14 protein-coding genes are annotated in these 14,714 nt (G+C 65.7%); 6 read left to right on the forward strand and 8 right to left on the reverse strand.

The window, feature by feature from the left end; genetic code table 11:
* Positions 1 to 14: 14 nt before the first annotated feature.
* The 4 genes from fdhE to fdnG form a co-directional block, all read right to left on the reverse strand.
* Positions 15 to 926 (reverse strand): formate dehydrogenase accessory protein FdhE, encoded by a 912-nt coding sequence (fdhE, locus tag CYR75_RS06310; protein WP_101499295.1) that lies wholly within the window; start codon positions 924 to 926, stop codon positions 15 to 17.
* A gap of 96 nt (positions 927 to 1,022) precedes the next feature.
* Positions 1,023 to 1,709, reverse strand: coding sequence for a formate dehydrogenase subunit gamma (locus CYR75_RS06315; protein WP_101499296.1), 687 nt, complete (start codon positions 1,707 to 1,709; stop codon positions 1,023 to 1,025).
* Positions 1,709 to 2,716 (reverse strand): formate dehydrogenase subunit beta, encoded by a 1,008-nt coding sequence (gene fdxH, locus CYR75_RS06320; protein WP_101499297.1) that lies wholly within the window; start codon positions 2,714 to 2,716, stop codon positions 1,709 to 1,711. Before fdxH ends, CYR75_RS06315 begins: the two co-directional genes overlap by 1 nt.
* Positions 2,713 to 5,790: a formate dehydrogenase-N subunit alpha gene (gene fdnG / locus CYR75_RS06325; RefSeq protein WP_101499298.1), complete on the reverse strand. Its 3,078-nt coding sequence runs from the start codon at positions 5,788 to 5,790 to the stop codon at positions 2,713 to 2,715. The genes fdxH and fdnG overlap by 4 nt, the downstream gene beginning before the upstream one ends.
* Positions 5,791 to 5,992: 202 nt before the next feature.
* Here fdnG and modA point away from each other — a divergent pair, with 202 nt between their 5' ends.
* The 4 genes from modA (at position 5,993) to CYR75_RS06345 (ending at position 9,121) form a co-directional block, all read left to right on the forward strand.
* Entirely contained in the window at positions 5,993 to 6,745 is a 753-nt protein-coding gene (gene modA / locus CYR75_RS06330; protein WP_101499299.1) for a molybdate ABC transporter substrate-binding protein, read from the forward strand.
* A gap of 4 nt (positions 6,746 to 6,749) precedes the next feature.
* On the forward strand, positions 6,750 to 7,448 hold the full coding sequence (modB, locus tag CYR75_RS06335; protein ID WP_101499300.1) for a molybdate ABC transporter permease subunit: 699 nt from the start codon (positions 6,750 to 6,752) through the stop codon (positions 7,446 to 7,448).
* Positions 7,445 to 8,590, forward strand: a complete 1,146-nt coding sequence (gene modC, locus CYR75_RS06340) for a molybdenum ABC transporter ATP-binding protein (protein ID WP_101499301.1) — start codon at positions 7,445 to 7,447, stop codon at positions 8,588 to 8,590. The genes modB and modC overlap by 4 nt, the downstream gene beginning before the upstream one ends.
* An 87-nt stretch (positions 8,591 to 8,677) precedes the next feature.
* Positions 8,678 to 9,121: a YtoQ family protein gene (locus tag CYR75_RS06345; protein ID WP_101499302.1), complete on the forward strand. Its 444-nt coding sequence runs from the start codon at positions 8,678 to 8,680 to the stop codon at positions 9,119 to 9,121.
* A 462-nt stretch (positions 9,122 to 9,583) separates the two neighbouring features.
* Here CYR75_RS06345 and clpX read toward each other — a convergent pair whose 3' ends face one another.
* Both clpX and CYR75_RS06355 read right to left on the reverse strand, forming a co-directional pair.
* Positions 9,584 to 10,846: an ATP-dependent Clp protease ATP-binding subunit ClpX gene (gene clpX, locus CYR75_RS06350; RefSeq protein ID WP_101499303.1), complete on the reverse strand. Its 1,263-nt coding sequence runs from the start codon at positions 10,844 to 10,846 to the stop codon at positions 9,584 to 9,586.
* Between the two features lie 125 nt (positions 10,847 to 10,971).
* Entirely contained in the window at positions 10,972 to 11,604 is a 633-nt protein-coding gene (locus tag CYR75_RS06355) for an ATP-dependent Clp protease proteolytic subunit (RefSeq protein ID WP_101499304.1), read from the reverse strand.
* Between the two features lie 199 nt (positions 11,605 to 11,803).
* On the opposite strand from CYR75_RS06355, the gene pth reads away from it, so the two are divergent.
* Both pth and CYR75_RS06365 read left to right on the forward strand, forming a co-directional pair.
* On the forward strand, positions 11,804 to 12,523 hold the full coding sequence (pth, locus tag CYR75_RS06360) for an aminoacyl-tRNA hydrolase (protein ID WP_101499305.1): 720 nt from the start codon (positions 11,804 to 11,806) through the stop codon (positions 12,521 to 12,523).
* 70 nt (positions 12,524 to 12,593) lie between these two features.
* A complete protein-coding gene (locus CYR75_RS06365; RefSeq protein ID WP_101499306.1) occupies positions 12,594 to 12,965 on the forward strand; it encodes a DUF2237 family protein in 372 nt (123 codons plus the stop codon).
* Positions 12,966 to 12,971: 6 nt separating this feature from the next.
* Here the strand turns inward: CYR75_RS06365 and aroB are convergent, their stop codons facing one another.
* Both aroB and CYR75_RS06375 read right to left on the reverse strand, forming a co-directional pair.
* Entirely contained in the window at positions 12,972 to 14,072 is a 1,101-nt protein-coding gene (gene aroB / locus CYR75_RS06370; protein ID WP_101499307.1) for a 3-dehydroquinate synthase, read from the reverse strand.
* Complete coding sequence (locus tag CYR75_RS06375; RefSeq protein WP_101499308.1) at positions 14,069 to 14,605, reverse strand: shikimate kinase; 537 nt, start codon at positions 14,603 to 14,605, stop codon at positions 14,069 to 14,071. Before CYR75_RS06375 ends, aroB begins: the two co-directional genes overlap by 4 nt.
* Positions 14,606 to 14,714: the final 109 nt, after the last annotated feature.

Here is a 14,714-nt window from a genome sequence, read left to right on the forward strand (position 1 = left end):
GCAGCGGCAAGGGTCTAGTAACCCGCCAGGAACGGGTTGAAGCCGCAGCGGCGCCACTCGGTATCGCGCATCAGCGCGTCAAGACCCAGGCTCGCCACGTCATCGGCCACCGCTTCCAGCCCGGAATCGAGGTTCTGATACAGCACCTTGAACCAGGAATGGCACTCGTCGCAGACCTCTGCCTTGATGACCGGGTTTTCGCTGCCATCGTCGACCACGCGGTAGCTGATGCCCTTGGTCGAGCCGCAGCACAGGCACTTGACCCGCACCTCGTTCCATTGCGTGGCGCAGGTGGCGCAGCAGGCATAGCGCGCGCCCTCTTGATGCTGGGTCGCGGTCACCAGTGACAGGCCGGGCTTGCCGCCGCAGCCGGGGCAGATACCTATGCGGATGGGGACAAGCTGATCGGCGTCGAGTGCGGCGGCGTGGCGTGCGGCCACGACCTGCAAGGCGGCGGCGGCAAAGGTGGCGGCAGCGGCGAAGCCGTCCGGCACCCGGTCGGCGGCCAGTTCGGCCAGCAGCGCGTGGCGGTCGCTTTCGGGTGCCGCCTGCAGCGCGTCCAGCGCCTCGCGCGCGGGGGCCGGCATCTCGATCAGCGCGGCCTCGGTCAGCATGGCCTGCAGGGCGTCCTGCATCTCGGGCGTGGCGATCAGCGCGGCGCGGTCGAGCGGCGGCATCCGATAGCTGCGGTTGCGGGCGATCATCTCGGCGTCGGGCGCGGCCGCGTCGCCCAGCTTTTCCGCGATGCGCCGCTGCGCGTCGCAGATGTCGGCCAGAAACCGCAGATAAGGCGCCAGATGTGAGCTGGCGGCCAGATGCCGCAGCCGCGTGGCCCGCCGCGTGAACAGCGCCTGCACATCGGGCAGACGCGCGAATTGCGGCGTCGCGACGCCGCCGATGACGGAGGGATCAGGCTTGAGGCTCATTATCAGGTCCGGGCGCCTATGGCGCAGTCTGGTGTTTCATCAGGCGCCCGGGTTGCGGGCCCGCCCGGTCCAATGCCGGGCCGGGCCGTTGTTCACTCACTCTGCCGGCGGAGTGTCCTGCCGGTTGGCGACTTCGCGCAGCCATTTGCGGTGGTGGCGCCATGCCCAGCCGCCGCTGACGCGTCCGCTTGTCATGGCATTGATCGTGCCGCGCGTCCAGATCGCGGCGTGCACATGCAGGATGATGACCAGCACCATCAGCACCGCCGAGACCGAATGGACCAGCACCGCCCACCGACGCACCTCGATCGAGATCATGTCCGCGAAGAACTGCTGCCAGATCATCACGCCAGAGATGATCATCGCCAGCAGCAGCCAGAACATGCCCCAGAAGACCATCTTCTGGCCGAGGTTGTACTTGCCCAGCTCGGGCAGGTTTTCCTCGTTCGCGGTCAACACGTCGCCGATATGGCGGGCCCAGACCAGATCCTCGCGCCGCATGATGTTCAGCCGCCAGAGCTGGACGAACAGCAACAGGAAGCTGAGGCAGGACACCACGCCGATGATCGGATGCAGGAAGCGCGTGCTTTGCCCGCCCCCGAACAGCGCCGTCAGGAAGAACAGCTGCGGCGTGAACAGCGCAAAGCCGGAGAGGATCAGCGCGATGATCAGCGCCGCGGTGAACCAGTGGTTGAAGCGGGTATAGCCGGCATAGCGGCGCACCTCGACCGGTTCGGTCGCGACGATGCGGTCAGAGCGTTCCGAGAACTCGCGACGGGCCATCAGACTTGCCTCCCATCGGTCAGATCGGTGACGTCGGGGCCGGTGGCGAGGGTATCCTCGACCAGCTCCTCGGCCTCGGCCTCGTCATGGGCGGTGACTTCATTCGGCTTGGTGAAGATCGAATGCAGCACCGCGCCCGCCGCGGCCAGACCGATGGCGGCCAGACCGGCGGTCTTGGTCGGGCCTTTCCAGCCCTGCACCACCGACGAGATATGCGGATCGTCCGGCAGGTCCGAGTAGCGGCTCGGCCGGTCGCCCAGAGGCAGCACATACATGACATGCGTGCCGCCGACGCCCGCGGGGTCATAGATCGCCGCATTGTCGTAACCGCGTGCGTTCAGATCGGCGATGCGATCGTTGGCATGGGCGGTCATGTCGTCCTTGGTGCCAAAGACGATGGCTTGCGTCGGGCAGGCCTTGGCGCAGGCCGGTCCCTGCCCCACTGCCACCCGGTCCGAACACAGCGTGCATTTCGACACGACGTGACGGGTCGGGGACATGCGCGGGATGTCGAAGGGACAGCCCTTGATGCAATAGCCGCAGCCGATGCATTTATCGTGAATGAAATCAACGATGCCGTTGGTATATTTCACGATGGCGCCAGGGGCCGGGCAGGCCTTGAGACAGCCCGGATCCTCGCAATGCATGCAGCCATCCTTGCGGATCAGCCATTCCAGATCGCCCGTATCGGGGTCCTCGTATTCCGTGAAACGCATCAGCGTATACATTTCCGGGGTGAGGTCGTGCGGGTTGTCGTAGCTGCCATTGTTGACGCCGATCTCGGGGTGGGTGTCATTCCACTCGACACAGGCGGACTGGCAGGCCTTGCAGCCGATGCATTTCGAGATGTCGATCAGCTTGGCGACGGGTTCCAACTGCCGCGTGGGCGGCGGCAGGTTGGGGGTGGCCGAGGCCAGGATGATGTCGCCGTCGCCCAGATTGGGCGGCAGCGCCTCGACCGGCGGGTTCGACACGGCCGTTGTCGGAGGGGACGCCGGAATTGTCATGCCACGGGCTCCTCTGAGGGTTCGATGTTGACCAGGAAGGCCTTGGATTCCGGCGTCTCGATGTTGGCGTCACCGATGAACACGGTCAGCGAGTTCGGACCGAAGCCCTTTTTCGCCGCGCCGGTAAAGCCCCAATGCAGCGGGATGCCGACAACATGGACCGGCTTGCCGTCGCAGATCAGCGGTTTGATCCGCTTGGTGACGACCGCCTTGGCCTTGATCGAGCCGCGCTTGTTCCAGACGCGCACCCAACCGCCATTGCCGATGCCTTTTTCTTCGGCCAGCTGAACCGAGATCTCCACGAAGAATTCCGGCTGCAGCACAGCATTCACATGGTTGTGCTTGGTCCAGTAGTGGAAATGTTCGGTCAGGCGATACGAGGTGCCCACAAAGGGGAACTCGTCCGAGGTGCCGAGATCGTCGAGGTCCGACTGGAACACCCGCGCCACCGGGTTGCCCCGCATATCGGCGTTGAAGACGTTCTTCATCGGGCTCTCGAAGGGCTCCATATGCGTCGGGAACGGCCCGTCACGCATCATCCCGCGCGAGAACAGGCGCGATGTGCCTTCGGGGTTCATGATGAACGGCCCCACCTCTTCGGGTTTCGCGGTCAGGCCGATATCCGGGACGTCATTGCCGACCCATCTTTCGCCATTCCACTCGATCACCGTCCGGGACGGGTCCCACGGCTTGCCGTTCAGGTCGCAGGACGCGCGGTTATACAGCGTCCGGCGGTTCAGCGGCCATGACCAGGTCCAGTTCGGATAGACGCCGAGGCCCGAGGGGTCCTCATTGTCGCGCCGGGCCATGTTGTTGCCGTCCTCGTTCCAGCAGCCGGAATAGATCCAGCAGCCGCAGGCGGTCGAGCCGTCATCGCGAAGCTGACCGAAGTTCAGCACCTGCTTGCCCGCTTCGACCACGACCTTGCTGGAATCCGCCGCGTCATAGACGGTGGTCAGCGCCCGGCCGTTGATTTCCCGGGCCAGTTCCTCGGCCGTGGGATCGCCTTCATCGGCATAGTCCCAGCTGAGGTTCAGGATCGGTTCCGGCACCGCACCGCCTTCCTGACGGTACAGCTCCCGCACGCGCAGGAAGATCTGCGCCATGATCCAGGTGTCCAGCTTGGCCTCGCCCGGCGGGGTCGATGCCGGCCAGTGCCACTGCAGCCAGCGGCCCGAGTTGGTCAGCGAGCCCTCATCCTCGGCAAAGCAGCTGGACGGCAGCTGCAGCACCTCGGTCTGGATCGAGGCCGTGTCCACGTCGTTGTATTCGCCGTGGTTTTCCCAGAAGCGGGCGGTCTCGGTCTCCAGCGGGTCGATGGTGACCAGCAGCTTCAGCTTGGACAGCGCCGAGGTCAGCTTGGCGCGGTTGGGGAAGGCCAGAAGCGGGTTGAAGCCCTGGCAGAAATACAGGTTCACATGGCCTTCGTTCATCAGCTCGAACATGCGCAGAATGTCGTAATTCGGCACGTCAAGCTTGGGCAGCCAGTGATAGCCCCAGTCATTCTCGGCTTGCGCCGCATCGCCCCACATGGATTTCATGAAGGAAACCATGAACTTGGGGTAGTTCTGCCAATAGCTGGTCTGGTTCGGCCGCAACGGCTTGAAGGTCCGGCTGGCCATATAGGTCTCGAAATCCGGCTCTGCCTCGGTCGGCATCGCAAGATAGCCGGTCAGCAGGTTGGACATCAGACCCATATCGGTCAGGCCCTGGATGTTCGAGTGGCCGCGCAGCGCGTTCATGCCGCCGCCCATCACGCCGATATTGCCCAGGATCAGCTGCAACATGGCCATGCCGCGGATGTTCTGGCTGCCCTTGGCGTGCTGAGTCCAGCCAAGCGCATACATCGAGGTCATGGTCTTGTCGGGCGCCGAGGTCTCGCCGATCATCTCGGCGATGTGCCGGAACCGGTCCGCGGGGGTGCCGCAGATGCGTTCGACCATTTCCGGGGTGTATTGCTCGACATGGGCGCGCAGCAACTGCCAGACGCAACGCGGGTCTTCCAGCGTCATGTCGACCTTGGCGAAACCGTCATCGCCGATGACATAATCCCAGCTCGACTTGTCATAGTCGCGCTTGACCGGGTCATAGCCCGAGAACAGCCCGTCCTGCCAGCCGAACTCGTCCTTCACGATGAAGGCCGCGTTGGTGAAGTTGCGGACATATTCCCACTGCACGCGATCGTTCTCGATCATCCAGCGGATCATGCCCATCAGGAAGGCAATATCCGTGCCGGGCCGGATCGGCGCATAGTAATCGCTGACCGCTGCCGTGCGGGTAAAGCGCGGATCGACCACGATCAGCTTGGCGCCGCGATGCGCCTTGGCCTCTGTCACCCATTTGAAGCCGCACGGATGCGCTTCTGCGGCGTTGCCGCCCATCACGATCACCAGATCGGCGTTCTTGATGTCCGTCCAGGAGTTGGTCATCGCACCGCGACCGAAACTTGGAGCCAAACTGGCCACCGTCGGTCCGTGTCAGACACGTGCCTGGTTGTCGAATCCTGCTATGCCCAGACCCTTGACGACCTTGAAGGTCGCCCATGCGGTCTCGTTGGTGGTGGCCGAGGCGGCCAGGAAGCCGGTCGTCGTCAGACGGTTGACCGGCACGCCGGCCTCGTTGAACTGGACCATGTTCTCGTCGCGGTCATCCTTGAGCGCGCGGGCGATCTTGTCGAGCGCCTGGTCCCACGAGATCGGCTCGAACTTGTCGCTGCCGGGGCGGCGGACCTTGGGTTCGGTCAGCCGGGTCTCGGACAGCACAAAGCTTTTCAGCGCCGCACCCTTGGGGCACAGCGTGCCGCGGTTGGTCGGGTGGTCGGCATCGCCTTCGACGTGGATCAGGTCGGCATGTCCGTCACGGACATCGCCCTTGGAATACATGATCACGCCGCAAGCGACGGAACAATATGGGCAGGTGCTGCGGGTTTCGGTCAGGGTCGCCAGCTTGTAAGGCCTGATCTGCGCCAATTCCTGCGCCTCGGCCTCGCCAAAGCCCATGGACCCTAACGACGTTGCCACCACACCCGCGCCCGCCAGCTTCAGAAAGCCGCGCCGCGAGAGGTCGATATTCATATTCGCCTCCTGATTACCTGGCCAAATGCTTGGTAGATCGAGGTTCCCCGTTTCGGCTGCACTTGTCAACGAGGGAAGGCCCGGCGACCGGGGATTTATAGCCATCTGGTCAGGGTCGGACCGATTGTTAGCGATGAATTGCGCTTGCCAGAGGCTGGGAAAGGGTCAATATGTCCGCTGGAACATATCGAAAGGACCGATCATGCGCGTCAGCCTTCCTGCCATCGTCGCAGCCAGCCTGCTTGCCCTTCCCGCGACCGCCGATCAGGTCCATGTCTTCGCCGCCGCCTCGATGCGGAATGCGCTGGACGCCGTTGCCGCCGATTACATGGCCAAAAGCGGCGATAAGGTGGTGATCAGCTATGCCGGCTCGAACGCGCTTGCGCGTCAGATCATCGACGGGGCGCCGGCGGATATCTTCATCTCGGCCAATGAGAGCTGGATGGACGAGGTCGAGGCCGCCGGGCTGATCGCCGACAACCTGCGCCGCGACCTGCTGCAGAACACGCTGGTGCTGGTGGCGGGGGATCCCTCGGTTCAGGGGCCGGTCGATGCGACGATGGATCTGGCCGGGATGCTGGATGGCGGCAAGCTGGCGATGGCGCTGGTCGAGTCGGTCCCCGCCGGCCAATATGGCAAGGCCGCGCTGGAACATCTGGGCCTGTGGCAGGTGGCCGAACCCTCGGTCGCGCAGGCCGACAATGTCCGCGCCGCCTTGGCGCTGGTCGCGACCGGCGAGGCGCCGCTCGGCATCGTCTATGCCACCGACGCCAAGGCCGAACCGCGCGTGCATGTCGTGGGCGAATTTCCCGATAACAGCTATCCGCCCGCCACCTATCCCGCCGCCCTGCTGACCGAATCCGAGGATGAGGGCGACCGCGCGTTTTTCGAGGCGCTGTCCGGCGAGGCGGCAGGCGCGATCTTTGCCGAACAGGGTTTCCGGGTCGTGAACTGAGCCGATGCCCGACTGGCTGACGCCCCAACAATGGCAGGCAGTGCTGCTGTCGCTGCAGGTCTCGGCCGTGGCGATCGCGGCCAGCCTGCCGCTTGGCATCCTGACCGCCCATGCCTTGGCCCGCTGGCGGTTTCCGGGCCACGCGCTGCTCAACGGCCTTGTCCATCTGCCGCTGATCCTGCCGCCGGTGGTGACGGGCTATCTGCTGCTGCTGGGCTTCGGCCGGCGCGGGATATTCGGCGCACCGCTGGACGAGTGGTTCGGCATCGTCTTCGCCTTTCGCTGGACGGGCGCTGCGCTGGCCGCCGCCGTCATGGCCTTTCCGCTGATGGTCCGCACCATCCGACTGTCGATCGAGGCCGTGGACCCGCGCCTTGAACAGGCCGCCGCCACGCTGGGGGCCAGCCGGGGCGCAGTCTTTCGGACGGTCACCCTGCCCCTGATCCTGCCCGGCATCATTGCCGGCAGCATCATCGGTTTCGCCAAGGCGATGGGCGAATTCGGCGCCACCATCACCTTCGTCTCGAACATCCCCGGCCAGACCCAGACCCTGCCCACCGCCATCTATACCGAGCTGCAGGTGCCGGGCACCGAGGCGCAGATCGCGCGGCTGGTCGCGGTCTCGGTCATCATCGCCATGGCGGCGCTGATCGCCTCGGAATGGCTGGGGCGGCGGCTGGCGCGACGACTGGCCGGGACATGACGCTGACTGCTGTCATCCGCCAGAACTGGCGCGGTTTCGCGATGGATGTGTCGTTTTCGGCGCGTCCAGGCGTCACCGCGCTGTTCGGCCGATCCGGCGCGGGCAAGACCACCGTGGTCAACGCCGTGGCGGGCCTGCTGCGCCCCGATTTCGCCCGCATCACCTTGGCCGATCTGGTGCTGAGCGACACGGCGACGCAGCGCTTTCTGCCGCCCCACCGGCGGCGCATCGGCTATGTCTTTCAGGACGCGCGGCTGTTCCCGCATCTCTCGGTCCGCGCCAATCTCGATTACGGCCGCCGCTTTGCGCCCCGCGCCGAACGCCCCCCCGCCGCCCGCTTTGACGAGGTCGTGTCGCTGCTGGGCATCGCCGCCTTGCTCGACCGCCGCCCCGGTGCGCTGTCGGGCGGCGAGAAGCAGCGGGTGGCGCTCGGTCGCGCGATCCTGTCGGCCCCGCGCCTGCTGCTGATGGACGAACCGCTCGCCGCGCTGGACGAGGCGCGCAAGGCGGCGATCCTGCCCTATCTCGAAAACCTCCGCGCGCTCGGGCTGCCGATCCTCTATGTCAGCCATTCGCTGGCCGAGATCACCCGCCTCGCCGATCACGTGGTCATGCTGGACGCGGGCCGTGTCGCGGCCGAAGGTCCGGCGGCGCGCGTGCTCTCCGACCCCGCCAGCGCCGCCGCGCTTGGCCGCGAGACCGGCGCGCTGCTGATCGGCCGCTTCGCCGGGATCGTCGAGGATGGGCTGGCGCTTCTGGACACGGCGGCGGGCGCGCTGCATGTGGCGCGCCACGACCTGCCGCCGGATCTCGCCTCCGGCGCGACGGTGCGGCTGCGGGTGCTGGCCAGCGATGTGATGCTTGCGCTGGACGTGCCGCAGGGCATCTCGGCGCTGAACGTGCTGGCGGGGCATGTCGACCGGATCGACACGGCCCCGGATGGCAGCGTCCTGGTGCGGCTGTTGCTGGCGACGGGTAATGGCACTGATCCGACCAACACCGCGCCGGCGCTGCTCTCGCGCATCACCGCGCGGTCGCTACGCCAGATGGGGCTGCGCCCGGGCCAGCCGGTCCATGCAATCCTGAAATCCGTCTCGATCACCGATATCGCGGCGCGCCCGTGGCCTGGCATGGCGTCCTGACGAAGGACATCCCAGCCGTCGCCGGTTGCCAAGCCGCGCCGCATCGGCGACCATGCCCGCTCTGACATCAACCAAAGGAGTGTCCCCGTGAATCTTCAGGTATACCTTGCCGGCGAGATCCATACCGACTGGCGCGACGCGATCATTTCGGCGTGCGAGGGGCTGGACATCGACTGGCTGGGGCCGGTGACCGATCACGCGGCGTCGGACGATTGCGGGGTCGAGATCTTCGGGGCCGAGGACGACAAGTTCTGGCATGACCGCAAGGGCGCGCTGCTGAACGCGATCCGCACGAAGACCGGGATCGAGCGCTGCGACGTGCTGGTGGTCTGTTTCGGCGAGAAATACAGGCAGTGGAACGCCGCCTTCGACGCCGGCTACGCCGCCGCGCTCGGCACACCGATCATCGTGCTGCACCCGCCCGAGCATGACCACGCGCTGAAGGAAATCGACGCCGCCGCCAACGCCGTCGCCCGAACCCCGGAAGAGGTCGCCCGCGCCCTGCGCTACGTTACCACTGGGCGACTGTAGCGGGTGGGGCTTGGCTTGGGTCTTCGCCTGAACCGTGACTGCTGCTGAAGGCGAGAGGCAGACCAGAGCGTTCCGAGCGGCCGTCCGCTTCAGAGCGGCCAGTGGCGAACCTCAGGGCGGTGAGGGGCAGAGATACATCGCGACGCGCCTTCTTCCGCTTTGCGACGAACGCTGATCCGTGCGTCTGGCGAAGCGATGACGTCTGCGGGCGGTCAGTTCGCAGGAACAAAAAACCCGGCGCTTCGGCTGATATCTTTGCCAGTTCTAAGCCCCGCGCATCCTTTGCTCCAGCGATACATTTCCGCCAGACGATCAGACAGCGCCGCAGCACATGACAATTCGAAAGAGTCACAAAATGAAAGGCCGCGGCTGTCGTCAGACAGCCGCGGCAAATCATTTCAGGTCGGGCGTTAGTCGCAGAGCCGGTAGCCTTCGGCACCCAGCCGCGCTATCTCCACCATCTCAACCCGCGGTCTTGGCCGAGTCCTTCTTCGTCTCCGCATGGATCAGCAGCGGCTTGGCCGAGGGGTTGTCGACCGCCTCTTCGTTCACCACCACCTCTTCGACGCTGTCCAGGCCCGGCAGGTCGAACATCGTGTCGAGCAGGATGTCCTCCATGATCGAGCGCAGGCCCCGCGCGCCGGTCTTGCGCTTGATGGCGCGCTTGGCGATGGCGGTCAGGGCGTCGTCGGTGAAGCTCAGCTTCACGCCCTCCAGATCGAACAGCCGCTGATACTGCTTCACAAGCGCGTTTTTGGGTTTAGTCAGGATGATGATCAGCGCGTCTTCATCCAGATCGGTCAGCGTCGCGATCACCGGCAGACGGCCGACGAATTCGGGGATCAGACCGAATTTCAGCAGATCCTCGGGCTCGAGTTCCTTGAACAGCTCGCCCACGCCGCGGTCGTCCTTTTCCTTGACCGAGGCGCCGAAGCCCATCGCCGTCCCCTTGTTACGCTGCGCGATGATGCGATCCAGCCCGGCAAAGGCGCCGCCGCAGACGAACAGGATGTTCGTCGTGTCGACCTGCAGGAATTCCTGCTGCGGATGCTTGCGCCCGCCCTGCGGGGGCACGCTGGCAACCGTGCCTTCCATGATCTTGAGCAGCGCCTGCTGCACGCCCTCGCCCGAGACGTCGCGGGTGATCGAGGGGTTGTCGGATTTGCGGGTGATCTTGTCGACCTCGTCGATATAGACGATGCCGCGCTGCGCGCGTTCGACGTTGTATTCGCTGGCCTGCAGCAGCTTGAGGATGATGTTTTCCACATCCTCGCCGACATAGCCCGCCTCGGTCAGGGTGGTCGCGTCGGCCATGGTGAACGGCACGTCGAGGATCCGCGCCAGCGTCTGGGCCAGCAGGGTCTTGCCGCAGCCGGTCGGGCCGATCAGCAGGATGTTCGACTTCGCCAGCTCGATATCGGATTTCGAGCCGTGGTTCAGGCGCTTGTAATGGTTGTGGACCGCGACCGAGAGGACGCGCTTGGCGCGTTCCTGCCCGATGACGTAATCATCGAGCACCGCGCAGATTTCCTGCGGGGTCGGCACGCCCTCGCCCGATTTCAGGCCCGAGGATTTAGTCTCTTCGCGGATGATGTCCATGCACAATTCGACGCATTCGTCGCAGATGAACACCGTCGGACCGGCAATGAGTTTGCGCACCTCGTGCTGGCTCTTGCCGCAAAAGCTGCAATAGAGCGTGTTCTTGCCGTCGGTTTCAGTCGCCATGCTACGTCCTTAAAGTCCTGCGCGGGCCGACCCGCCGGGCCTGATGCCCAAGGGTCGTCCCCATGTTAGGGGGGTGCGCCCCCGGTCTCAATCCCCAAACGGCGATCGAACGGGCGCGCTGCCGATCACTTCTGCTCGGCTTCGGCCTTGCCGCGCGGGGCCAGCACCTCGTCGATCAGGCCCCACGCCTTGGCTTCCTCGGGCGACATGAAGCGGTCACGCTCCAGCGCCTCCTCGACCTCGGACAGCGTCTGGCCGGTGTGGTGGACATAGATCTCGTTCAGCCGCCGCTTGAGCTTTTCGGTCTCGCGGGCGTGGATCATGATGTCGGTGGCCTGACCCTGGAACCCGCCCGAGGGCTGGTGGACCATCACCCGGCTGTTGGGCAGCGAATAGCGCTGGCCCTTCTGACCGGCGCAGAGCAGCAGCGACCCCATCGAGGCCGCCTGCCCGACCACCAGCGTCGAGACGCGCGGCCGGATATACTGCATGGTGTCATAGATCGACAGGCCCGCCGTCACCACGCCGCCGGGGCTGTTGATATACATCGAGATTTCCTTGGACGGGTTTTCCGCCTCGAGGAAGAGCAGCTGCGCGCTGATCAGGGTCGCCATGCCGTCATGGACCGGCCCCGAGACGAAGATGATGCGTTCCTTCAGCAGCCGCGAAAAGATGTCATAGGCCCGTTCCCCGCGCGAGGTCTGTTCGACCACCATCGGGACAAGCGTGTTCATGTAGAATTCTGCCGGATCGCTCATATTGTCTTTTGCCGCCTGTTTTCTGCGCGATGCTGTGCCGTGCGCGATTGCCTTGCCCTGTCGTTCCTGCCATCCGATTCGGACGGCGCGCCCCAGGGTGTCGTTCTACCCGTCAAAGGTTGACAGAGTCTTAGTAACGCCCGATCTCATTCGCAAGGGATGGGCTGAAATTGCACGCAGGACAGGGCAGGAAATCGGCATGAAACTGATCGTGGGGCTGGGCAATCCCGGCGCGAAATACGCCGCCAACAGGCACAATATCGGCTTCATGGCCGTCGACAGGATCGCCGAGGATTACGGTTTCGCGCCCTGGCGGTCGCGGTTTCAGGGGCTGATCGCCGAGGGGCGGCTGGGGGCGCAGCGGGTGACGCTGCTCAAGCCGCAGGGGTTCATGAACCTCTCTGGTCAGGCGGTGGGTCAGGCGATGCGCTATCTGAAACTGACGCCCGGCGATGTCATTGTTTTCCATGACGAACTGGACCTCGCGCCGGGCAAGTGCCGGGTCAAGACCGGCGGCGGGCATGCGGGCCATAACGGGCTGCGCTCGATCCACCAGCATATCGGCGCGGATTACGAACGCGTCCGGCTGGGCATCGGTCATCCCGGCCACAAGGACCGGGTGACGGGGCATGTGCTGTCGGATTTCGCCAAGGCAGACGGCGCCTGGCTGGACGATCTGCTGCGCGGCATCTCGAAGGGGGCCGAGGCGCTGGCCGCGGGCGATGCGGCGGGGTTCCAGAACAAGGTCGCGCAACAGGTGGTGCCGGCGCGAAATCAGGACCGGCCCCCCTCCGAGGGCCGCAAACCGATCGCAACCGACGCCAAGGCGCCACCTCCGCAGACCGCTTCCGAGCCCCCGCCCAAGACGCCCGCCAGCCTGCCCGACCGGCTGCGCGCGCTGGCCTCGCGGTTCCGTTGATGCGCGGCCTCTGGCCAAGCCCGGCCGGATGTGCGCCAATGCCCCCTCGCCTTACTGACCGGAGTTCACCATGGATGCAGCGCTGAACGTGCTTGATGGGCCGCTGGTGCCCTGTTCCACCGATCCCATGACCGGGTTCTACCGCGACGGCTGCTGCAACACGGGCCCCGAGGATGCGGGCAGCCATACCGTCTGCGTCATCGTCACGGCCGAGTTTCTGGCGCTGTCGAAATATCTGGGCAACGATCTTTCCACCCCGCGGCCCGAGTTCCGCTTTCCCGGCCTGAAGCCCGGCGACCGCTGGTGTCTCTGCGCCGCCAGATTCGTGCAGGCCGCGCAGGAATTCGCCGCGCCCAAGGTCGTGCTCGAGGCGACGCATGCCCGCGCGACCGAGATCGCGCCGCTGGAACTGCTGCGCGCCCATGCGGTCAAGGCGGACTAGCGGCCCTTACCGCGACTGCGACAGGACCGCGTGCAGATCGGCCGTCTTGACCGCGTCGCTGACGAATGCCTGACCGATCCCGCGAGCCAGAACGAAGCGCAGACGGTCGTCGACCACCTTCTTGTCCTGCCCCATCAACGCGATCAGCGTCTCGTCGTCGGGCAACTCGCCCGGCACGTCGCGCAAACCCGCAGGCATCTGCATCTGCGCCAGATGCGCGCCCACGCGCGACGGCGTCTCTTGCGGGCACAGACCCATCCGCGCCGACAGCTCGAAGGCCAGCGCGCAGCCGATGGAAACGCCCTCTCCATGCAGCAATCGCTGGGAATAGCCGGTCGCGGCCTCGAGCGCGTGACCGAAGGTGTGGCCGAGATTCAGCAGCGCGCGTTCGCCCTGTTCGGTCTCGTCACGCGACACGATCTCGGCCTTCATCGCGACGGAATGGGCGACGGCGTGATCGCGCGCCTCGATGTCGTCGCGCAGGCGGTGGGCGTTGGCTTCCAGCCAGTCGAAGAACTCGGCATCGCCGAGCAGCCCGTATTTCACCACCTCGCCATAGCCCGCGCGGAAATCCCGCTCGCTCAGCGTGTCCAGGACCGAGGTGTCGGCCAGCACCAGCGAGGGCTGGTGAAAGGCGCCGATCAGGTTCTTGCCCTGCCGCGCGTTGATCCCGGTCTTGCCGCCCACGCTGCTGTCGACCTGCGCCAGCAGCGTCGTCGGCATCTGCACGAACCGCACCCCACGCCGCAGAATCGCCGCCCCAAAGCCGACCAGATCGCCGATCACCCCGCCGCCAAGCGCGATCACGATGTCGCGACGCTCGACCCGCTGATCCAGCAGCCACTCGACGCTGCGGGTCAGATGCGGCCATGATTTCGTGGCCTCGCCGGGGGGCAGGATCAGCGCCTTGGACGCGATGCCCTCGGCCCGCAAGGCGGTCTGCAGCGTGCCCAGATGCAGCCCGGCCACCGTCTCGTCGGTGATGATGGCGGCGCGGGGACGGTGCAGCAGGGGCGCGATCTCGGCCCCGGCCCGCGCGATCAGATCGGCACCGATGCGGACATCATAGGCGCGCGCGCCCAGCGGAACGTGAACGGTGCGGGTCATCTTTCCTCCAGAAAACCGGGGCTGTGCTGCCTGATCGCGGTCAGGACGCGGCGGGCGGTGGTCTCGATATCGCTGGTCGCGTCGCTTTTGACGCGGATGGCGGCGGTGGCGTAGATGGGCGCACGCTCGGCCAGCAGCGCCTGCAGGGTGGCGCGGGGGTTTTCGGTCATCAGCAGCGGCCGCGTCGCGCGCAGCCGGACGCGCTGCCACAGCGTATCCAGATCGGCGTCGAGCCAGACCGACAGCCCCGCGCGGTCGATCAACTCGCGATTGCGAGGCTGGACCCATGCCCCGCCGCCGGTCGAGATCACGCTGCGCGGCCCGCCCAGCAGACGCTCGAGCACGCGCGATTCGCGGTCGCGGAAAAACGGCTCGCCGTCGCGGGCGAAGATCTCGGGGATGGTCATGGCGGCGGCGCGTTCGATCTCGGCATCGACATCGCGGAATTGCAGGCCGAGCTGGCGGGCGATTTCCTGCCCGACGGCGGTCTTTCCGACCCCCATCATCCCCACCAGAACGATCTGATCACCCATCTTCTTTCCTTCGCACGACATGCCGTGAATGACGTGATCTTTCGGAAATTGCCAGCTATAAGGCGGCAAAACCGGAGGCAAGACCGGGATAAGAGCAGCGGGCGAAAGG

The organism is Paracoccus jeotgali, from assembly GCF_002865605.1.
Classification (GTDB): Bacteria; Pseudomonadota; Alphaproteobacteria; order Rhodobacterales; family Rhodobacteraceae; genus Paracoccus; species Paracoccus jeotgali.